The 20,316-nt window shown below is 66.7% G+C and carries 20 protein-coding genes; 10 read left to right on the top strand and 10 right to left on the bottom strand.

Annotated features, from left to right (window positions below; all coding sequences use genetic code 11):
• Positions 1–7 precede the first annotated feature (7 nt).
• Positions 8–1,054, bottom strand: coding sequence for a phosphoribosylformylglycinamidine cyclo-ligase (gene purM / locus CDN36_RS04635; RefSeq protein WP_150556690.1), 1,047 nt, complete (start codon positions 1,052–1,054; stop codon positions 8–10).
• Positions 1,055–1,201: 147 nt separating this feature from the next.
• Here purM and hda point away from each other — a divergent pair, with 147 nt between their 5' ends.
• Genes hda through panB form a run of 6 tightly spaced genes read left to right on the top strand, consistent with a single transcriptional unit; the run spans position 1,202 to position 6,172 of the window.
• Positions 1,202–1,912: a DnaA regulatory inactivator Hda gene (hda, locus tag CDN36_RS04640; protein WP_150556767.1), complete on the top strand. Its 711-nt coding sequence runs from the start codon at positions 1,202–1,204 to the stop codon at positions 1,910–1,912.
• A gap of 30 nt (positions 1,913–1,942) precedes the next feature.
• Positions 1,943–2,623: a histidinol-phosphatase gene (locus tag CDN36_RS04645; protein ID WP_287496095.1), complete on the top strand. Its 681-nt coding sequence runs from the start codon at positions 1,943–1,945 to the stop codon at positions 2,621–2,623.
• Positions 2,620–4,137, top strand: a complete 1,518-nt coding sequence (gene pcnB, locus CDN36_RS04650; protein ID WP_287496096.1) for a polynucleotide adenylyltransferase PcnB — start codon at positions 2,620–2,622, stop codon at positions 4,135–4,137. The genes CDN36_RS04645 and pcnB overlap by 4 nt, the downstream gene beginning before the upstream one ends.
• Positions 4,134–4,646, top strand: coding sequence for a 2-amino-4-hydroxy-6-hydroxymethyldihydropteridine diphosphokinase (folK, locus tag CDN36_RS04655; protein WP_150556687.1), 513 nt, complete (start codon positions 4,134–4,136; stop codon positions 4,644–4,646). The genes pcnB and folK overlap by 4 nt, the downstream gene beginning before the upstream one ends.
• Entirely contained in the window at positions 4,643–5,299 is a 657-nt protein-coding gene (locus CDN36_RS04660) for a deoxynucleoside kinase (RefSeq protein ID WP_287496097.1), read from the top strand. Before folK ends, CDN36_RS04660 begins: the two co-directional genes overlap by 4 nt.
• 54 nt (positions 5,300–5,353) lie before the next feature.
• A complete protein-coding gene (gene panB, locus CDN36_RS04665; RefSeq protein WP_150556685.1) occupies positions 5,354–6,172 on the top strand; it encodes a 3-methyl-2-oxobutanoate hydroxymethyltransferase in 819 nt (272 codons plus the stop codon).
• A gap of 60 nt (positions 6,173–6,232) precedes the next feature.
• Here panB and CDN36_RS04670 read toward each other — a convergent pair whose 3' ends face one another.
• Together CDN36_RS04670 and CDN36_RS04675 are read right to left on the bottom strand one after the other, a co-directional pair.
• Positions 6,233–7,609, bottom strand: a complete 1,377-nt coding sequence (locus CDN36_RS04670) for a sensor histidine kinase (protein ID WP_287496098.1) — start codon at positions 7,607–7,609, stop codon at positions 6,233–6,235.
• Positions 7,606–8,268 carry a response regulator transcription factor gene (locus CDN36_RS04675; protein WP_150556683.1) on the bottom strand — a complete coding sequence of 221 codons (663 nt, stop codon included), beginning with the start codon at positions 8,266–8,268 and terminating at the stop codon, positions 7,606–7,608. The genes CDN36_RS04670 and CDN36_RS04675 overlap by 4 nt, the downstream gene beginning before the upstream one ends.
• Positions 8,269–8,592: 324 nt before the next feature.
• Between CDN36_RS04675 and CDN36_RS04680 the strand changes: the two genes are divergently transcribed.
• The 3 genes from CDN36_RS04680 to CDN36_RS04690 all read left to right on the top strand — a co-directional run bounded on the left by CDN36_RS04680 (position 8,593) and on the right by CDN36_RS04690 (position 11,406).
• On the top strand, positions 8,593–9,345 hold the full coding sequence (locus CDN36_RS04680; RefSeq protein WP_287496099.1) for an ABC transporter ATP-binding protein: 753 nt from the start codon (positions 8,593–8,595) through the stop codon (positions 9,343–9,345).
• Between the two features lie 10 nt (positions 9,346–9,355).
• On the top strand, positions 9,356–10,267 hold the full coding sequence (locus tag CDN36_RS04685) for an ABC transporter permease (protein WP_287496100.1): 912 nt from the start codon (positions 9,356–9,358) through the stop codon (positions 10,265–10,267).
• 110 nt (positions 10,268–10,377) lie between these two features.
• The gene (locus tag CDN36_RS04690) at positions 10,378–11,406 is read left to right on the top strand and encodes an ABC transporter substrate-binding protein (protein ID WP_150556680.1); all 1,029 of its coding nucleotides are present in this window, start codon (positions 10,378–10,380) and stop codon (positions 11,404–11,406) included.
• A 121-nt stretch (positions 11,407–11,527) separates the two neighbouring features.
• Here the strand turns inward: CDN36_RS04690 and CDN36_RS04695 are convergent, their stop codons facing one another.
• The 5 genes from CDN36_RS04695 to grpE form a co-directional block, all read right to left on the bottom strand.
• Positions 11,528–13,516 carry a chorismate-binding protein gene (locus tag CDN36_RS04695; RefSeq protein WP_287496101.1) on the bottom strand — a complete coding sequence of 663 codons (1,989 nt, stop codon included), beginning with the start codon at positions 13,514–13,516 and terminating at the stop codon, positions 11,528–11,530.
• 3 nt (positions 13,517–13,519) lie between these two features.
• Positions 13,520–14,662 (bottom strand): molecular chaperone DnaJ, encoded by a 1,143-nt coding sequence (gene dnaJ, locus CDN36_RS04700; protein ID WP_150556678.1) that lies wholly within the window; start codon positions 14,660–14,662, stop codon positions 13,520–13,522.
• Between the two features lie 127 nt (positions 14,663–14,789).
• Complete coding sequence (dnaK, locus tag CDN36_RS04705) at positions 14,790–16,712, bottom strand: molecular chaperone DnaK (protein WP_150556677.1); 1,923 nt, start codon at positions 16,710–16,712, stop codon at positions 14,790–14,792.
• A 96-nt stretch (positions 16,713–16,808) separates the two neighbouring features.
• Positions 16,809–17,237: a thioredoxin family protein gene (locus CDN36_RS04710; protein ID WP_287496102.1), complete on the bottom strand. Its 429-nt coding sequence runs from the start codon at positions 17,235–17,237 to the stop codon at positions 16,809–16,811.
• 92 nt (positions 17,238–17,329) lie between these two features.
• Positions 17,330–17,875: a nucleotide exchange factor GrpE gene (grpE, locus tag CDN36_RS04715; RefSeq protein WP_150556676.1), complete on the bottom strand. Its 546-nt coding sequence runs from the start codon at positions 17,873–17,875 to the stop codon at positions 17,330–17,332.
• A gap of 299 nt (positions 17,876–18,174) precedes the next feature.
• Here grpE and CDN36_RS04720 point away from each other — a divergent pair, with 299 nt between their 5' ends.
• Positions 18,175–18,363 carry a hypothetical protein gene (locus tag CDN36_RS04720; protein WP_241013900.1) on the top strand — a complete coding sequence of 63 codons (189 nt, stop codon included), beginning with the start codon at positions 18,175–18,177 and terminating at the stop codon, positions 18,361–18,363.
• A 246-nt stretch (positions 18,364–18,609) separates the two neighbouring features.
• Here CDN36_RS04720 and CDN36_RS04725 read toward each other — a convergent pair whose 3' ends face one another.
• Together CDN36_RS04725 and hemH are read right to left on the bottom strand one after the other, a co-directional pair.
• Positions 18,610–19,005: an RNA-binding S4 domain-containing protein gene (locus CDN36_RS04725; protein WP_502920337.1), complete on the bottom strand. Its 396-nt coding sequence runs from the start codon at positions 19,003–19,005 to the stop codon at positions 18,610–18,612.
• Positions 19,006–19,007: 2 nt separating this feature from the next.
• The gene (gene hemH / locus CDN36_RS04730) at positions 19,008–20,183 is read right to left on the bottom strand and encodes a ferrochelatase (protein ID WP_150556674.1); all 1,176 of its coding nucleotides are present in this window, start codon (positions 20,181–20,183) and stop codon (positions 19,008–19,010) included.
• Positions 20,184–20,316: the final 133 nt, after the last annotated feature.

Genomic DNA, 20,316 nt, shown 5'->3' on the forward strand with positions numbered 1-20,316 from the left:
CGTTACGTCAGGAGACGATCGTCTGTGCTTCGCCTTCCTTGCGCTCGCGGATCGTGCCCAGGCGGTAGACCGTCTCGCCCGAGGCTTCGAGGTGCCTGAGCGCCGCGTCGGCGTCCGCCGCCGAGACGATCACCGCCATGCCGATACCGCAGTTGAACACGCGGTGCATTTCGGCGTCGGCCACCTTGCCGTGCTCCTGAAGCCATTGGAACAGCGGCGGCAACGTCCAGGCGTCCTTCTTGATGTCGGCCGTCAGATGGTCCTGCAGCACGCGCGGGATGTTCTCGACGATACCGCCGCCGGTAATGTGCGCCATGCCCTTGACGGTGAGCGTCTGCATCAACGCCAGCAGCGGCTTGACATAGATGCGCGTGGGCGCCATGAGCACGTCGCGCAGCGGCCGGCCGTGAAAGTCGGCGTCCAGGTCCGGCCGGGCCACTTCGATGATCTTGCGAACGAGCGAGTAGCCGTTCGAGTGCGCGCCCGACGAAGCCAGGCCCAGCACCACGTCGCCCGGCACGATGGTCGTGCCGTCGATGATCTTGCTCTTTTCGACCGCGCCGACCGCGAAGCCGGCCAGATCGTACTCGCCGTCCGGATACATGCTCGGCATTTCGGCCGTCTCGCCGCCGATCAGCGCGCAGCCGGCCAGCTCGCAGCCGTGCGCGATGCCCTTGACCACGGTCGCCGCGGTGGCCACGTCGAGCTTGCCGCAGGCGAAGTAATCCAGGAAGAACAGCGGCTCGGCGCCCTGCACCAGAATGTCGTTCACGCTCATGGCGACCAGATCCTGGCCGACCGTGTCGTGCTTGTTCAGCGTGAAGGCGAGCTTGAGCTTGGTGCCCACGCCGTCGGTCCCCGAAACGAGCACCGGCTCCTTGTAGCGCTTGGGCACTTCGAACAGTGCGCCAAAGCCGCCGATGCCCCCCAGCACGCCGTCGCGCAGGGTTTTCTTGGCAAACGGCTTGATCGCTTCGACCAGCGCGTCGCCCGCTTCGATGTCGACGCCAGCGTCGCGATAGGAAAGGCCGGAGGTTTCGTTAGGGTGTGACATGACGGGAATGCATCAAGGTTCGGTAAAATGCGATTTTACCCGATGCGCGTGCCCTTTCGGCACGCAACCCGGATATCGGACGCCAACCACGGCTGGCGTGCCCTGCAAACCGTACTGTGCCGGCGTCTGCGCCGGCTTTCTTCGTTCGTGATCCAGCAACTGTATCTCGACCTCGGCACCCCGCCGCCCGCCACGTTCGACAATTTCATTGTCGGGCCGAATCGCGAGGCGGCGCAGACGCTCGCCGGCCTTCCCGCAGATCTGTCGGCAGGCACGGCGCGCGACCGCGGCATCTACCTGTGGGGTGCCGTGGGGTCCGGGCGCACCCATCTGATGGAAGCCCTGTGCCATGCCGTCGGCCCGAGCGCGCGCTACCTGAGGGCGCGCAGCCCGCTGGCCGCCTTCACGTTCGACGACGCGAGTACGGTCTATTGCGTGGACGACTGCGACGATCTCTCGCCCACGCAGCAAATCGCCGCCTTCAACCTGTTCAACGAAACCCGCGCCCGTCCTCATTGCGCCTTCGTGGCCGCAGGCTCGCAGCCGCCGGTGGATATGCCGCTGCGCGAAGACCTGCGCACCCGCCTCGGTTGGGGGCTCGTTTTTCACATCGTGGGACTCGACGACGCGGGCAAGAAGCAGGCGCTGCAGAACGCGGCGCGCGAGCGCGGCCTGCAGCTCGCCGCGGACGTGCCCGCCTATCTGCTTACGCATTTCCAGCGCGACATGTCGAGCCTCATGGCGTTGCTCGACCGCCTGGACCGCTTTTCCATGGAGCAGAAGCGCGCGGTGACCCTGCCGTTGCTGCGCCAGATGCTCACCCACACCGATTCCGCCTCCCCCGACGGCAAGCACTGACTGTTGTTCGCTTCAGGTAAAATTCGCGCAATGACCAATTTAGCTCTCTTCGATCTCGACCACACCCTGCTGCCGACCGACAGCGACAAGGAGTGGGGCCGTTTCCTCGTGCGCCAGGGCGCGGTCGAGCGTGACTCGTACGCGCAGGCCAACGAGGCCTTCTACCAGGACTACCGTGCAGGCCGGCTCGACATGCCGGCCTATCTGCGTTTCTGCCTGGCGCCGCTTGCGCGTTACCCGCGCGACCAGCTCGACGCCTGGCATGCGCAGTACATGGAGGAGTCGATCCTGCCGCACGTGCGCCCCGAAGCGCTCGAGCTGATCGACATGCATCGCAAGGCGGGCGACCTGTGCGCCATCGTGACAGCGACCAATACGTTCGTGACGCGCCCGATCGCCAAGGCCTTCGGCATCGAGCACCTGATCGGCACCGAGCCGGCGACGGCCGGCGAAGGCCCGAACGCCCGCTACACCGGCGAATACGTTGGCACGCCGAGCTTTCGCGAGGGCAAGATCACTCGCACCGAAGCCTGGCTCGCGAGCCTCGGCAAGACGTGGGGCGACTTCAACCACGCATTTTTCTACAGCGACTCCGCCAACGACGTCCCCCTGATGGAGAAGGTCAACCATCCGGTGGCCACCAATCCCGATGAGACGCTGCGGGCAATCGCGCTGGCGCGTCGCTGGCCCATTCTCGAGTTGTTCCAGTGATCCGCAAACTCATCAAGAAGCTGCTGGGCAAGGACGGCCAGACCGATAACGGCGGCGCGGGCAGCCCACCCCCGAGCGGCATGCCGGTCGTGATTCCCGCCTCCGTGCACGGCATCGACCCGACGCTGCTCTCGAAGAACGCCGTGCGCGTGACCGACACGCTGCAGCAAGCCGGCTTCAAGGCCTTCATCGTCGGCGGCGCCGTGCGCGATCTGCTGCTGGGCATCGCCCCGAAGGATTTCGACGTCGCCACCAGCGCCACGCCCGAGCAGGTCCAGCGGCTGTTCCGCCGCGCCCGCATCATCGGCCGGCGCTTTCAGATCGTGCATGTGCAGTTCGGGCAGGAGATCATCGAGACCTCCACGTTCCGGGCGTTGGTCGACGCCGTGGACAGCGAGCAGATCGGTGCGCGTCGTCCGAAAAAGGGCGAGCTCGACCGCAAGACGCACGTGACCGACGAATCGGGCCGCGTGCTGCGCGACAACGTCTGGGGCGAGCAGAACGAAGACGCCGCGCGGCGCGACTTCACCGTCAACGCCATGTATTACGACCCGGCCACGCAGACGGTGCACGACTATCACCACGGCTGGGAAGACATTCAGAAACGCGTGCTGCGCATGATCGGCGACCCGGCCACGCGCTATCGCGAAGATCCCGTGCGCATGCTGCGCGTGGTGCGTTTCGCGGCCAAGCTCGGGTTCAAGATCGACGAGGCCACGGCCGCGCCGATCCCGCAGCTCGCGCCGCTCATCGACAACGTGCCCGCGGCGCGTCTGTTCGACGAAATGCTCAAGCTGCTGCTCTCGGGCCATGCCTGGGCGTGCGTGCAGCAACTGCGCGCGCAAGGCCTGCACCATGGGCTGCTGCCGCTGCTCGACGTCGTGCTCGAGCAGCCGCTGGGCGAGAAGTTCGTCACGCTCGCGCTCGCCAACACCGACGCCCGCATTCGTGCGGGCAAGCCGGTCTCGCCCGGCTTCCTGTTTGCCGCACTGCTCTGGCATCTCGTGCTCGAGAAGTGGCAGGCCTACCAGAGCGCGGGCGAATACCCGATTCCGGCGCTGCACCTCGCCATGGACGACGTGCTCGACGCGCAGACCGGCAAGCTGGCGATCCAGCGTCGCTTCGTTGCCGACATGAAGGAAATCTGGGGGCTGCAGGTGCGCCTCGACAAACGCGCGGGCCGCACGCCGCTGCGTTTGCTCGAACATCCGCGCCTGCGCGCCGGCTACGACTTCCTGCTGCTGCGCTGCGAGTCGGGCGAAGTGCCGGCCGAAGCGGGCCAGTGGTGGACCGACTTCCTCGAAGGCGATGCGGCCGCGCGCGACGCCCTGCTCGCGCAGGGCAGCGGTGCCGGCGGCGGTACGCCGGCGGCGAAGCGCCGCCGGCGTCGCCGCAAGCCATCGGGCGGGGGCGGCGGCCAGGGTGGCGCGAGCGGCGCGGGTGAGAACGGCGTCAGCGAGAATCATGGCAAGCGGGTATCATCGCCACAGCATGGTTCCGAAGGTGCTTCATGACTGTTGCCTATATCGGGCTCGGCGCCAACCTCGGCGACGCCCGCCAAGCGATCAAGGACGCCATCGTCTGTCTGGCGCAGCAAATCGGCGTCACCATCATTGGCAAGTCCGACCTTTATCGCACCGCACCCATCGACTCGAGCGGTGACGACTATCTCAACTGCGCCGTCGCCGTCGAGACGAGTCTCACCGCGCGTCAGTTGCTCACGCTGTGCCTGAAGATCGAGCTGCATTTCGGGCGCGAGCGGCCGTACAAGAACGCGCCGCGCACGCTCGACCTCGACCTGCTGCTCTACGGCGACGAGCGCATCGCCGAACCTGACCTGATCGTGCCGCATCCGCGCATGGCCTCACGCGCCTTCGTGCTGCGCCCGCTGGCCGATCTCGCCCCCGAACTCGACATCCCCGGTGTTGGCCGCGTGAGCGCGCTGCTGCCGCAAGTCGCGGATCAGCGCATCGAACGCGTCGCGCAGTGCTGCTGCCCGACCAAGCGCGCCTACGTCTCATGAGGTCGCCCGTCCTGGGGCGTTTCCGTTATCTGGCCGTCGAAGGCCCGATCGGCGTGGGCAAGACGTCGCTCGCCCGCCGGCTGGCCGAAGCCGCCGGCGCCGACGTGATGCTCGAGCAGCCCGCGCTCAACCCCTTCCTCGAACGCTTCTATCGCGACAGTGCGCGCTATGCACTCGCAGCACAACTGACGTTCTGCCTGGAGCGCGTGGACGAAGCGCTCGAGATCGCGCGACGCGAGATCGACGGCAAACCGATCTTCACCGATTTTCTGCCCGAGAAGGACGGTCTGTTCGCACGGCTCACGTTGGCCGACGACGAGCTCGAGCTGTATCGCAAGCTCGTCGCACACATCGAGCGGCCCAATCGCGCCCCCGATCTCGTGATTCATCTTCAGGCGAGCCCCGAGACGCTGTTCTCGCGCATCCAGAAGCGCGCGATCCCGATGGAGCAGCAGATTTCCGACACGTATCTGCGTGCGCTGTGCGACATCTACGGTGAATTCTTCTATCATTACGCCGCTGCGCCGGTATTGACCGTCGACACGGAACAATTCGATCCGGCGCACAACGACAGCGACTTCGCCCTGCTGGTCGAGCGCATCGACCAGATGCGCGGGCGCAAGGAAGTCTTCGTCAAGGGCGCACGCCCCTGATCGTCTCCGGGCCCGCCCCAGCGCGCGGGTGAAACCTCCTGAACCGAGGCTGACATGAGTTATCTGCAGGAATCCAACCGCAAGGCCGTGACCGTTCCCGGTCTTGCCCAGATGCGCGAGCGCGGCGAGAAGATCGTCATGCTCACCGCCTATGACGCGAGCTTCGCCGCACTGCTCGACCGCGTGGGCGTCGATGCCATTCTCATCGGCGACTCGCTCGGCAACGTGATCCAGGGCCAGGGCACGACGCTGCCCGTCACGCTGCGCGATATCTGCTATCACACCGAATGCGTCGCGCGCGCGACCAGCAAGGCGCTGGTGCTCGCCGATCTGCCGTTCGGCACGTATGGCACGAAGGAGCAGGCGTATCAGAGCGCGGTGGCCGTGATGCAGGCCGGCGCGCAGATGGTCAAGATCGAAGGCGGCGCATGGCTTGCCGAGACGGTGCGTTTTCTCGTCGAGCGCAGCATTCCGGTGTGCGCGCACCTGGGCCTCACGCCGCAATCCGTGCACGCGTTCGGCGGCTTCAAGGTGCAGGCGCGTGAAGACGCGGCGCAGGTGCAATTGCTCGACGATGCGCGCGCCTTGCAGGCGGCCGGTGCGCAGCTCGTAGTGCTCGAAGCGATTCCGGCGGCCCTCGCCTCGCGCGTGACGCCCGAGCTGCCGACGATGCCGACCATCGGCATCGGCGCCGGCCCGGACTGCGACGGCCAGGTGCTCGTGCTGCACGACATGCTCGGCGTGTTCCCCGGCAAGTCGCCGAAGTTCTCGAAGAACTTCATGGAAGGCCAGCCCAGCATCGCGGCCGCGATCGAAGCCTACGTGCAAGCGGTCAAGCACGGCACGTTCCCGTCGCCGGAGCACTGCTTCTGAGCGCGCGTCGGCAGCGCGCCGACGATGAACGGAAGCGGCTCACGCACGAGCCGCTTTTTTTTATGATTCGCCCGGCGCCACAGGCAGCGTCAGCACAACGGCGAAGCCTTCGCCCTCGGCGCGCTCGAAGGCCATCTGGGCGCCGTGCGCCTGCATCACCTCCGCCACCATGGCGAGCCCGAGACTCGCGCCTTCCCGGCCGTCGGCGCGCGGCGCGAATGGCGTGCGCACGCGCTGCCATTCCGACGCCGGAATGCCCGGACCGTCGTCGAAGAAGCGCACGCGCCATTGCCCGTCCACGCGCGTCACGTCGACGTGCAGGCGGTGCGGCGCGCCATACGCCAGCGCATTGACCAGCACGTTCTTGACCGCTTCACGCAGGCTCAGCGCGTCGCCGACGACCCGGCAGGGCCCGTCCGGCACATGCAGCGCGACGTCGATGTCGCGCCTCGCATACGAGAACGTTTCGCGCATGGCCTCGGACAGCAGTTTGCCCAGGTCGACCGGCACGCGCGCCACGCTGTCCGCGCGGTGCTGCACCATCGCGTGATTGATCAGTTGATGGATCAACCCACCGAGCCCGCGCGCCTGCTTCTGGATGCGCGCGATATGCTGCTGGCGCTGCGCCTCGTCCTGCGTTTGCGTGAGCATCTCGGCCTGCGCCGTAAGCGCCGTCACCGGCGTGCGCAACTGATGCGCGGCGTCGCCGATCACGCGCCGCATGAGCGCGCGCGACATGGCGAGCCGCCGCATGAAGTCGTTGATCGCGCCGACGAGCGCCAGTGTCTCCGCGGGTGCCGTCACCGCGAGCGGTACGAGGTCGCTGGAGTCGCGCGTCCGGATCGCCGCCTCGATCTGCTTGAGCGGTGCAAGCGCCTGGCGCAGCGTCCACAGCGCGGCGAGCAAGGTCAGGACGCCCGTCGCGATGGTGATGAGCAGCGTGCTGTCCGCCAGCCCGCGCGTGAAACGCACCCGCGCGTTCTGGGTATGCGCGAGCGCCACCACGGCCCACGGATGCGGGGCGCTCACCGGCATGCGGCGCCCGACGATCGCGATGCGGATCGGCATCTCCTGATACGTGCCATCGACGACGATGGGCCCGTCGTCGAGCTTGTCCCACGGAATCGGCGGACGGAACTCGGAATCTCCCGCCACGGAGCGGCCATTCGGATCGAGCACCGTGTAGAAAATCTGATCGCCCGGCGCGAGCGCGGAGAACGCGGCGAGCGGCACGTCGACGTTGACTTCGCCGTTCTGGTACCACGTGTTCTCGGCGACCTGCAGCGCGCTGCCGAGCAGCCAGCGGTCGTAGGCGCGGTCAACGGCCGCGCGCGTGGAAAACCAGATGCCCAGCATCACCGCCACCGCCGCAAACGCCAGCACGGCGCCCATGCGGATGACGAGCCGCAAATAGAGCGAGCGGCCCGGAACGATCATGACAGCACGAGCTGATAGCCCAGTCCGCGCAGCGTGCGAATCTGGAACTGCGCCGCAGCGAGCTTCCTGCGCAGACGCGCGACGTATTGCTCGATGGCGTTCGCGTTGGGTGCGGGCTCGTCGCCGTACAGGCGGTCCATGAGTTCGTCCTTGCCGAAGATGCGTCCCGGGCGCGCCGCGAGGATTTCGAGCAGCGTCACTTCGCGGCGCGTGAGCTCGACCGGCCGACCGTCGACTTCGACGCCGCGGCTCTTGCGATCGAGCGTGAGGTTCGCGCACGCGAGCCGGTTCGTCGCGTCCTGCCCCGTGCGACGCATGAGGGCGCGCACGCGCGCTTCGAGTTCGCGAAAGTCGAACGGCTTGGTGAGGTAGTCGTCGGCGCCGAGATCGAGCGCGCGCACCCGCTCTTCGATTTCGGCACACGCGGTGAGCATGAGCACGCGCGTGGACAGGCCACGCTCGCGCACGCGTCGCAACAGCTCGAAGCCGTCGACATGCGGCAGCATCACGTCGAGGATCAACAGGTCGTAGTCGTCGCCGATGCGCGACGCCGCCACCGCGCCGTCGGTCTCGCAATCGAGCGCATGGCCGAGCTTGCGCAACTGCGTGGCAATCGCTTCGGCGACATCGGCGGTGTCCTCCACCAGCATGATGCGCATGGTCCTGTGTCTCCTTCTGTGCAAGCTGGCGCGCCGGCCGCTGCGTTGCCGTGCGCTCTCGCGCCCGTTGCGATTTCCCGCGCCGTGGCCCCGCGAGGCGGCCGGTCCTTGCGCGGGCACGCCGGCGTTCTGCGGGCATTGTCTGGGAAATCCCCGGCGGCGGCCTCGGTGTTTGCCCTGAATCGGGCAGCCGCGGGCCCGCGATGTCAGCTTCGCTACAGCTTGGCTGCTTAGTATCGGAGCCGATTATAAGAGTATCCCTCAGGAGACAAGCCATGCAGATCGCCCCCCCCGACGGGCGCGCCCGGCCCCGCGGCGGCCGCCGTGCCCCCGCTGCTGGAAATCGACCGCGTCACGCTGCAGTACAAGACCGACGACTACCTCGTCACCGCCGCCCAGCAAGTCAGTTTCAATGTCTATCCGGGCGATCGCTTCGTGCTGCTCGGGCCCTCCGGCTGCGGCAAGTCCACCCTGCTCAAGGCCATCGGCGGCTATCTGCCGCCGGTGCACGGCGAAATTCGCCTCAAGGGCCGCACCATCACCGAGCCCGGCCCCGATCGCATGATGGTGTTCCAGGAATTCGACCAACTGCTGCCTTGGAAGACGGTGCGCCAGAACGTGGAGTTCGCGCTTACCGCGAGCGGCCGCCTGAAAGGGCGTGACGCCGCCGAGCGCGCCGCGCATTACATCGAGAAGGTCGGCCTCGCGAAGTTCATCGACAGCTATCCGCACACGTTGTCGGGCGGCATGAAGCAGCGCGTGTCGATCGCGCGCGGCATGGCGATGGAGCCGGACGTCCTGCTCATGGACGAGCCGTTCGCCGCGCTCGACGCCCTCACGCGCCGCAAGATGCAGGACGAACTGCTGCGCCTGTGGGACGACACGCGCTTCACGGTGCTGTTCGTCACGCACGGCATCGACGAGGCCATTCGCATCGGCACCCGCATCTTGCTGCTCTCACCGCATCCGGGTCAGGTCAAGGCCGAGCTCAATAGCATCGCCCCCGACCAATTGGGCACGGCGCACCAGAGCGCGCTCGAGTCGCGCATCGATCAACTGCTGTTCGCCGCGCATTGAGGACACGACCATGAACGCCATTGCCCCGGAATATCCCGCGCCGGCCGAACAAACGCCGCGCATCGAACCGGTCCATCGTCCGGAATTCGTGCTCGAGCCCGTGCCGGCGGAGCTCTCCTCGGTCCAGCGCCCGCTCTCCGCCTTCGAAACGCTCTATCGCCTGGGCTGGCTGCGCAAGACCGTCATCCTGTGCGTGCTGGCCGTCATCTGGGAAATCTACGGCCGCTGGCTCGACAACGCCCTGCTCTTTCCCGGTTTCTCCGATACGGTCGCCGCATTCGCGAGCGGCCTGACGAGCGGCGTGCTGCTGCTGCGCGCCGCGATCTCGCTCAAGACGCTGCTCGTCGGCTACGGCACGGGGATCGCGCTCGCCGCGGTGCTCACCACCGTGGCCATCAGCTCGAAGATCGGCAACGACCTGCTCGAGACGCTCACCGCCATGTTCAACCCGCTGCCGGCCATCGCGCTCTTGCCGCTCGCGCTGATCTGGTTCGGGCTGGGCAACGGCAGCGTGATCTTCGTGCTCGTGCACTCGGTGCTGTGGGCCGTGGCGCTCAACACCCACAGCGGCTTTCGCGGCGTATCGAAGACGCTGCGCATGGTCGGGCAGAACTATGGCCTCAAGCGCTTCGCGCTCGTGCGGCACGTGCTCGTCCCGGCCGCGTTCCCGAGCATTCTCACCGGTCTGAAGGTCGGCTGGGCCTTCGCCTGGCGCACGCTGATCGCGGCCGAGCTCGTGTTCGGCGTGTCGTCCGGCTCGGGCGGGCTGGGCTGGTACATCTTCGAGAACCGCAACTCGCTGGAGACGGCCAACGTGTTCGCCGGGCTGTTCTTCGTGATTCTGATCGGGCTGGCGGTGGAGAACCTGCTGTTTGCGCGCATCGAGAGGCGCACGCTGCACCGCTGGGGCATGCAGCACTGACGGCACCGCGATCGGCGCGGGGCTGCGATGCGATGCCGCGACGCAGTGCCGCGAGATTGACGCCCCTTCGGGGTCATGAATAATTCCAACTATCCGGAGACGACAACCTCATGAATCGACGCCATTTCACCCGTTGGGCGAGCACCCTCGCGCTAGCCGCGGCCACCACGCTATCGACGCTCGGCAGCGTGGCGCACGCCGAAGCGAGCACCGTGCGCCTGTCGCACGGCTACGGCATCCTGTACCTGCCGCTGATGGTCATGCGCGACCAGCATCTCGTCGAGAAGCATGCGAAGGCGTTGGGGCTGGGCGACGTGAAGACGACGTGGACCATTCTCGACGGCGGCAACGTCATCAACGACGCCATGCTCGCCGGCAACCTCGATGTCGCCGGCACCGGCGCGCCCGGCTTCGTCACGCTGTGGTCGAAGGCGCACGGCATTCCGCGCTCGGAAGTCATCGGCCTGTCGGCGCTCTCGACCGGCCCGCTGTGGCTCAACACGAACAACCCGAACATCAGGTCGCTCAAGGACTTCACGCCGAAGGACAAGATCGCGATTCCGGGCATCAAGACGTCGCTGTCGGCCGTACTGCTGCAAATGGCCGTGGCGAAGACCTTCGGCATTGAAAACTACGCGAAACTCGATCCGCAGACGGTCAGCCTGAGCCATCCGGAAGCGGTGAGCGCCCTGCTCTCGGGCAAGACCGAGATCACGGCGCACTTCACGTCGCCGCCGTTCTCGTATCAGGAACTCAAGGATCCGCGCATCAGGCGCGTGCTCAATTCGACCGACGTGCTGGGCAACATCACCATCGACGTGGTGTTCGCGCCAAAGCAGTTCACCGTGCAGAACCCCAAACTCGTGCAGGCGATCCTGGACGCGCAGGAGGAAGCGGCCGCCTACATCGCGAAGGACAAGGTCGGCGCGGCGAAAACCTTCCTGCGCGTGTCGAAGATGAACCTGCCGCAAGCCGAGATCGAGCAGATGCTCGCCGACCCGGGCCTGCAGTTCACCACGACGCCCAACGGGCTGATGCAGTACGTGGAGTTCATGGGACGCGCGGGCACGATCAAGACGCGCCCGGCCAGGTGGAGCGAGCTGTTCGTGCCGCAGATGGCGGCGCGTCAGGGCAGTTGACGTATCGGCGCGAGGCCGGCGCGCGGGGATGGGCATCCGCGGCGGGGGTACGGTGGTGGGCGACGACTGGCGACGGGGGCGGTGGGGGGCGACGGGGCGACCGCACCTCGCGTTGGCCGCGTCACACGGCTGAGGCCGTCACCAGTCTTGCAGGCAGTGCGCCGCGCAGCGCGTTGCACACGACGATCGCCGTCGCGGCAAGCAGGTCCTCGCGCGTAATCACGCCTTCGGTGGCCGCCCACGTCGGATCGTCGAGCATCACGCCGCGCATCACACCCGGCAGCACGCCGCACGAGAGCGGCGGCGTCACCCACCGGCCGTCGCGCTTGACGAACACATTCGAGCGCCCGCCTTCGGTCAACTCTCCCCGCTCGTTGAAGAACAGCGTGTCGAACGCACCGTGCGCTTCGGCGGCGCGCCACGCCGCGTCGTAACGCGAGCGCACGGTCGTCTTGTGACGCACAAAAAGATCGTTCGCGCGCGTGGCGGCGGAGGCGTCGGCGAGCCGCACCTTCACCGGACCGGCCGGCAGTGGCGTGAGCGGTGCGTGCGTGATCGCCACCGTGCCGCCGTGCGAGAGCGCGAGACGCACGCGATGCGGCATGTCGCCGGTGGTCAACGTCGCGACGACGGCATCGAGCTGCGCGCGCAACGCCGCCGCATCGAAGCGGAAGCCGAAATACGCGGCCGATGCGCCCAGGCGCGCCAGATGTCGCTCGATGTGCGCGACGCCGCCCTCGCGCGACGCCCGCATCGTCTCGAACAGTTCGAAGCCCGGATCGAGTGCGCTCAAAAAGCGCGCCTTGAGGCAACACTCCTCGCGCTCCTCGTCCGCCTTGCTGTCGAGTACGATGCCCGCGCCCACGCCGAGCCTGCCGCGGCGTATGCCATCGGCGGCCGGTGCGTCGAGCTCGAGCGTGCGGATCGCGACCGACAGACAAAAATCGCCGAGCGCGTGCGGATCGTCGCCACGCGCGTCGAACCAGCCGATGGCGCCGGTGTAGAGCCCGCGCGGCGACGACTCCAGCTCGCCGATCAACTGCATCGTGCGGTGCTTCGGCGCGCCGGTGATGGAGCCGCAGGGGAACAACGCGCGCAGCACGTCGGCAAACGTCACCGTGGACGGCAGCGTGGCCGTCACGGTCGAGGTCATCTGCAAAACACTGGCGAATCGCGTGACCTCGAAGCGCTTCGGCACGCTGACGGTGCCCGGTGTCGCAAGACGGCCGAGATCGTTGCGCAGCAGATCGACGATCATCAGGTTCTCGGCGCGGTTCTTCTCGTCGGCCGCGAGTGCGGCGCTGCGTTCGGCGTCCACGGCCGCGTCGCCACTGGCCGGGGCCGTGCCCTTCATCGGCCGCGCTTCGATGTGCCCGGCCGAGTGGCGCAGGAACAGTTCTGGCGACAGCGAGACAATCGCGCGGCCCGCGCCGCCCTGCGCGCCCGGTAGCACGACGAGCGCGCCATACGGTACCGGCTGGCGTGCGCGCAGGCGGCGATACAGCGCCACGGGCGAGCCGAAGGCGTCGAAATGCAGGCGGTAGGTGTAGTTGACCTGATAGCACTCGCCTTGCGAGAGCCATGCATGGATGCGGGCGATCGCGTCGTCGAAAGCCTCGTCGCTCACGTCGCTGCGCAGCGCGGCCACGCCCGCAACGCCGGGAGGGGTAGTGGGGGGTGTGGCGGGGGTGGCGGGGGTGGCAAGAAAGCCGTCGATGGTGGCCTGACCGGCCGGGACGGCCGGCACGGGCGCGCAGGCGGCGTCCCCGTCCGGCTGCGCGGCCTCCTGGGCCGCCAGCCACGCTTGCGTTTGCATCGCATCGAGACGCTGCAAGTCACGAAACAGCAAGGCGCGGAACTCGCCCGGCGCGCGGCGCGTCGCCATCGTGTGCACGCCACCCAGGCGAACGCCGAATTCATAGTCGGCCAGCAGCACGGCATACAGGCCGCGGCGCGTGGCGTCTTCCATCTCGCGAAGCGCGTCCGAAAGCACAGCGGGCTCGGCGCAAGTCACCACGCGCACGAGCCCGGTATACAGACGCGCCCCGCCGGCCGGGTCGGCACTGTCGTCCAACAGCGCGAACGCGGCCACGGGCGCTTCACTTGGCATGACTTACTCGAAGAACTGCTTCACACGGTCGAACCAGCCCTTCGTCTGCGGGCTGTGGCGCGCGCCGCCCGCCTTGAGCGAGGCGTCGAAGTCGCGCAGCATCTGCTTTTGCTTGTCGTCGAGCTTGACCGGCGTCTCCACCTGCACGTGCACGTACAGATCGCCCGGATAACTCGAGCGCAGCCCCTTGATGCCCTTGCCGCGCAGGCGGAACGTCTTGCCCGTCTGCGTGCCTTCGGGCACTTCGAAGGTCGCCTTGCCATGCAGCGTCGGCGCGTCGATGTCGCCGCCCAGGGCCGCCGTGGCGAACGAGATCGGCATCTGGCAATGCAGGTCGTCGCCGTCGCGCTCGAACACGTTGTGCGGCTTGATGTGGATTTCCACATACAGGTCGCCCGCCGGCCCGCCGTTCACGCCCGGTTCGCCGTTGCCGGACGAACGGATGCGCATGCCGTCTTCGATACCCGCCGGGATCTTGATCTCCAGCGTCTTGGTCTTCTTGATCTTGCCCGAGCCGTGGCAGTTGGTGCAGGGCTCGGGAATGTACGAACCGGTGCCGTGGCACTTCGGGCAAGTCTGCTGGATGCTGAAGAAGCCCTGCGACATGCGCACCGAGCCCGAACCGTTACAGGTCGGGCAGGTCTCGGGCTTGGTGCCCGGCTTCGCGCCGTTGCCGTGGCAGACTTCGCACTCTTCCCAGCTCGGCACGCGAATCTGCGTGTCGAAGCCGTTCGCGGCCTGCTCGAGCGTGATCTCCATGTTGTAGCGCAGATCCGCGCCGCGATACACCTGCGGGCCGCCGCGCGCACCACGTCCACCCGGGCCGCCCTGACCGAAGATGTCGCCGAAGATGTCGCCGAATGCGTCGGCAAAGCCGCCAAAGCCCTGAGCGCCCGCTCCCCCGAAGCCGCCCATGTTCGGATCGACGCCGGCGTGGCCGTACTGGTCGTAGGCCGCGCGCTTCTCCGGCTCGGAGAGCATCTCATAGGCCTCTTTGACTTCCTTGAACTTCTCTTCGGCGCTCTTGCTGTCCGGATTGCGGTCCGGATGGTACTTCATCGCCAGCTTGCGATACGCCTTCTTGATTTCGTCGTCGGTGGCGTTCTTGGCGACGCCAAGGACTTCGTAGTAATCACGTTTGGCCATAAGTCTTTCCAATGTTGGCGCATGTCGCCATCAGGCAAAAAGCCGGGTCGAGATTCCCTTCGCAGAGAACTTCGATACCCGGCCCACACGCGGGACGCATGGGTGCGCCCCGCGCGCCACGCACGCTTTACTTCTTGTCGGTGACGTCCTTCACCTCGGCGTCGACGACGTTGTCGTCATGCGGCTTGGCCTGTTCGGCGCCCGCGGCGCCGGCACCCGCCTGTGCCTGCATGTCGGCATACATCTTCTCGCCGAGCTTCTGGCTTGCCGTACCCAGCGCTTCGACCTTGGCGTCGATGTCCGCCTTGTCCGAGCCGCGCAGGGCGCCTTCGAGCGCCGTGATGGCCGATTCGATGGCTTCCTTCTCCGAGGCCTCGATCTTGTCGCCGTACTCGGTCAGCGCCTTGCGGGTGCTGTGCACGAGTGCGTCGCCCTGGTTGCGGGCGTCGGCCAGCTCGCGTGCCTTCTTGTCTTCCTCGGCGTTGAGTTCGGCGTCCTTCACCATCTTCTCGATCTCGGCGTCCGACAGGCCCGAGTTCGCCTTGATGGTGATCTTGTTTTCCTTGCCCGTCGCCTTGTCCTTCGCGCCCACGTGCAGAATGCCGTTGGCGTCGATGTCGAAGGTCACTTCGATCTGCGGCGTGCCGCGAGCTGCCGGCGGAATGCCCTCGAGGTTGAACTCGCCAAGCAGCTTGTTGCCGGCGGCCATCTCGCGCTCACCCTGATACACCTTGATCGTCACGGCCGGCTGGTTGTCGTCGGCCGTCGAGAACACTTGCGAGTGCTTCGTCGGGATCGTGGTGTTCTTCGTGATCATCTTCGTCATCACGCCGCCCAGCGTTTCGATACCGAGCGAGAGCGGGGTCACGTCGAGCAGCAGCACGTCCTTGCGGTCGCCCGAGAGCACCGAGCCCTGAATCGAGGCACCGGCAGCCACGGCTTCGTCCGGATTCACGTCCTTGCGCGGATCCTTGCCAAAGAACTCCTTGACCTTGTCCTGCACCTTCGGCATGCGCGTCATGCCGCCGACGAGAATCACGTCGTCGATGTCGCTCACCTTCACGCCGGCGTCCTTGATGGCCAGACGGCAGGGCTCGATCGTGCGCTCGATCAGGTCCTCGACCAGTGCTTCGAGCTTCGCGCGCGTGATCTTCAGGTTCAGGTGCTTCGGACCCGAGGCATCGGCCGTGATGTACGGCAGGTTGATTTCGGTCTGCTGGCTCGACGACAGCTCGATCTTCGCCTTTTCGGCAGCTTCCTTCAGGCGCTGCAGCGCGAGCACGTCCTTCGACAGGTCGACGCCCTGTTCCTTCTTGAACTCGGCGATGATGTAGTCGATGATGCGCTGGTCGAAGTCTTCCCCGCCCAGGAACGTGTCGCCGTTGGTCGAGAGCACTTCGAACTGGTGTTCGCCGTCCACATCCGCGATTTCGATGATCGAGATGTCGAACGTGCCGCCACCCAGGTCATACACCGCGATCTTGCGGTCGCCGCCTTCCTTCTTGTCCAGACCGAAGGCCAGTGCGGCGGCGGTCGGCTCGTTGATGATGCGCTTGACTTCCAGACCGGCGATGCGGCCGGCGTCCTTCGTGGCCTGGCGCTGGCTGTCGTTGAAGTAGGCCGGCACCGTGATCACGGCTTCCGTGACCGGCTCGCCCAGGTAGTCCTCGGCGGTCTTCTTCATCTTGCGCAGCACTTCGGCGGAAATCTGCGGCGGGGCCAGCTTCTGGTCGCGCGCTTCCACCCAGGCGTCGCCGTTGTCGGCCTTGATGATCTTGTACGGCATCAGGCCGATGTCCTTCTGCACTTCCTTCTCGTCGAAACGACGACCGATCAGGCGCTTGACGGCGTACAGCGTGTTTTTCGGATTGGTCACCGCCTGACGCTTGGCCGGCGCGCCGACGAGAATCTCGCCGTCGTCCATGTAGGCGATGATCGAGGGGGTGGTGCGGGCCCCTTCCGCGTTTTCGATGATCTTGACCTGGTTGCCTTCCATCACGGCAACGCACGAGTTGGTGGTGCCCAAGTCAATACCGATGATTTTGCCCATATGAATTTCTCCTAGCGTCCTTTGCGTCTTTCTGTCGGGCCCGAAGCCCGGTCAATTCGTTGATCTGCACGACATATGGGTGCAGCGCGGTGCATTTCAAGACCCTTTCTGCAACCCGGTTTTCGCTTGTGCCGCCGCGATCTTCTCACGGGCGGCGGCCACCGCCAGCCGGAACTGGGGCAGGCCGTGCCAGCCGGTCGCCCGGCCCAGCGTCTTCCCCCTGTGGAAAAAGACGAAGGTGGGCACGCCATGCAGGCCGAAGCGCTTGCCCAGCGCCATGTCGGCGTACACGTTGGCATGGAACCAACGCAGGTCGAGCGACTGGATGGCTTCGCGCTGCGCGAGCATGGTCTTCTTAGCGACTTCGCAGTTGAAGCAGTCGACGCCCCAGAAAAACACGACGGCGAGCGCGTCGCCCGCCTCGCGCAGCCGCTCGTCGAACGTGGCCAGCGTGAGCTCGCGCATCGAAAACGCCTCGAATGCCGTGCCGTCCACGCCCGCCATTCCCGGAAGATCGGCTGCCATCGTTCGCTCCTGTGTTGGGTCCTGCACTTGCCGCATACCTTCCCATCATGTCATGCCGTGACCTGCGGCCTTCGCCGCCAATGGCACCCGGCTTACTTGGCGGCGGCGACGGTCACGAGCGCCGGGCGCAGCACGCGATCGGCAATCAGATAACCCTTTTGCAGTACGGTAACGACGGTGTTCGGCTCCTGGTCGGCCGGCACCATCGAAATGGCCTGATGTTGATGCGGGTCGAACTTCGCGCCGGCCGGGTCGATGACCTTCACCTTGCCGCGCTCGAGCGCCTGCACCAGTTGGCGCAGCGTGAGCTCCACGCCTTCCTGGAGCTTGGCGACGTCGCCGCTCTTGTCGGCCGCGGCCGCCTCCAGGCTGTCCATCACCGGCAGCAGGCCTTCGGCGAAGCTCTCGACGGCGAACTTGCGCGCTTTGGCCACATCTTCTTCCGCCCGGCGGCGAACGTTTTCCACTTCGGCACGTGCACGCAGCAACTGGTCGCGGAAATCCGCCGCTTCGGCCTGTGCCGCCAGCAGTTGAGCCTCGACCGAGGGCAGCGCGTCGTTCGCGCCCGCAGCATCGTTCGGGGCCGTGTCGGCCTGGGACGGAATCGGCTGATCGGGGGTGTTTTGCTGTTCAGTCATGAGCTTGAGTCGTCAAAAGGTTCTTGCGGCGCACCAAGACGATGCGCCACCGGTTCAAATCCCTTTGGATAGTAGGGGCGTCCACACCGATTTCAAGAGCTGGCGGGCATTTCGTGCGCCAGACCGGTGCGCGCGGCAGACCGGCAAATATCCGGTTACACGCGTTACGAGTCCTCTATTGTATCGGCCGTTGCTGCGACCTAACATGAATTACGGTCCGGTCGATGGTGTGCCGCGCCGGACCCGGCCGCTGCGCCGAACGTCGCCCTGTCCGACGCAGCGTTTTTCAGGAGCGCATCATGAAGCTGCCATTGGCTGTTGTCTTCATCCTTGCGTTGGTGACGACGGTGACGATTACGATCTGCCTGTCTGGCGCAGTCACCCGGCGCGACACCGAATATGGTGGCGTGCGCGCGGTGCTGCATCATTTCGTCGAAATGCCGGGCATGCCGTCGCACTCGTCCAATTCCGGAATTCCCTCGCACTGATCGCCCCGGGACTACGCCGCTTGCCACCCCGTGCAGGCGTCCCGGCCGTCTCGTCTTCGCGAGGCGTGTTGTTTGCGCGCCCTCATACGCCCGCCGCCGCGCCTCGGCCCGGCGGCGGCGTCCATTTTGGCCACGAAAAACTGGAGAAGACAAAAAAGGCAGGAAAGGGCAGGACAAGGTAGAAAAAAGCAGAAGAAAGCAGGAAAAGGCGGAAGGCCGAAGAAAACCGGAGAAGGGTGCGGGCGGCTATTCGCCGAGACCGCCCAGGCGGCGGCGATCCCGTTTGGTCGGGCGGCCGTGCATCTGCGCGGCCGGTTCCTGGAAGAGGCGCCGGCGCTCGCTTTCCTCGGCGCGCGCGCGAACGCTCGCCTGCGTCTCCTCGTAGAGCGACTGCGCGACCGACGCCGGGCCTCGCACCTCCGCAATGGCCTTCACGCGCACTTCCCACCGTGTGCTGCCGTTGTCCACTAACAGGAGATCGCCCGGATGCACGTCGCGCGCGGGCTTGATGCGCGCATCGTTGCACAGCACGCGGCCACGGTCGACGGCCTGCGTGGCGAGCGAGCGCGTCTTGAAAAAGCGCGCCGCCCACAGCCATTTGTCGATGCGCGTGGCGGCCTGCGGCGAATCGTCTATCTTGATCGTCATGCGCCGGCTCCTGGGTGGGCCTGGGCCGCCGAGGCCGCGGCGGCGGCCGCTTCGTCGAAGGCAGCCACGGCCGCCGCCTGACGCTGACGTGTCGAGGCAGCCGCAGCGGCCGCGGCTTCGGCCGTCCCTTCGGGCGAGAGCACCGGCCAGCCCTGCAGGTGGCGCGCCGCGATCTCGCCGAGCGCGGTGATCCAGGCGCTCGCGCCGTTTAGGCAGGCAATGAAGTGGAACGCCTTGCCGCCCGCGGACAGATAGGCGTGACGGCCTTCCATGTTGATTTCCTCGAGGGTCTCGAGGCAGTCCGACGTGAAGCCCGGGCAGAACACGTCCACGCGCGGCGTGCCGCCCCGGCCCAATTCTTCGAGCGTGGGCGCGGTGTACGGCTGAAGCCATTCGGCCTTGCCAAAGCGCGACTGGAAGGTGAGCCGGCAAGTCGTCTCGTCCAGCCCGAGCGCGGCGCCCAGCAAACGCGCCGTGCGCACGCACTGGTCGTGATAGGGGTCGCCCAGGTCCAGTGTGCGGCGCGGCACGCCGTGAAAGCTCAGCAACAGGCGCTCGCCCGCCGCGAAGTCGGGCCGGCCGTGCTGCTGCCAATAGCCCTCGACTTGCTGGCGCAGCGCCTCGATATAAGCGGGATGGTCGTGGTAGTCGCGCACCGTGCGCACGTCCGGCTGGTTGCGCAATCGGCCGAGCACGCGGAAAACGGTGTCACAGGCGGTGGCCGTCGTACTGCTCGAGTACTGCGGATAAAGCGGCAGGACGAGGATTCGCTCCACGCCGCTCTGACGCAGCGCGCGGATCCGGTCGGGAATCGACGGGTTGCCGTAGCGCATGGCGTAGTCCACCACGACGTCGTAGTCGTTCGCGTGCAACAGTGCGCGCAGCGCGTTCGTCTGGTATTCGGTGTTGACCTTGAGCGGCGAGCCTTCGCGCGTCCACACCGTCGCATACTTCTGTGCGGACTGGCGCGAGCGCAACGGCAGGATCACCAGACGCAGCAGCGGTTGCCACACCCATGGCGGGATCTCCACGACGCGCGGGTCCGACAGGAATTCGCGCAGGTAGCGGCGCACCGCCGCGGGGCGTGGCTCATCGGGCGTGCCGAGGTTGATCAGCAGAACGGCAGTCTTGCCGGTCTGGCCATGCGAAATGGGTTCGGGATCGAAGCGCATGAAACGTACTTTACCGCAAACCCGGCGCGCTTCCGGAGGCGCAGCGACGGCACGGTGGCACGGTGGCGCGAATGTTCGCGCCACGGCGGGCCCCCTCGCTCGCACGCCCACCCGCGACGCGAGGCGGCGGGGC

The organism is Pandoraea sp. CB10b_02 (assembly GCF_002216225.1).
GTDB classification, from domain to species: Bacteria; Pseudomonadota; Gammaproteobacteria; order Burkholderiales; family Burkholderiaceae; genus Pandoraea; species Pandoraea nosoerga.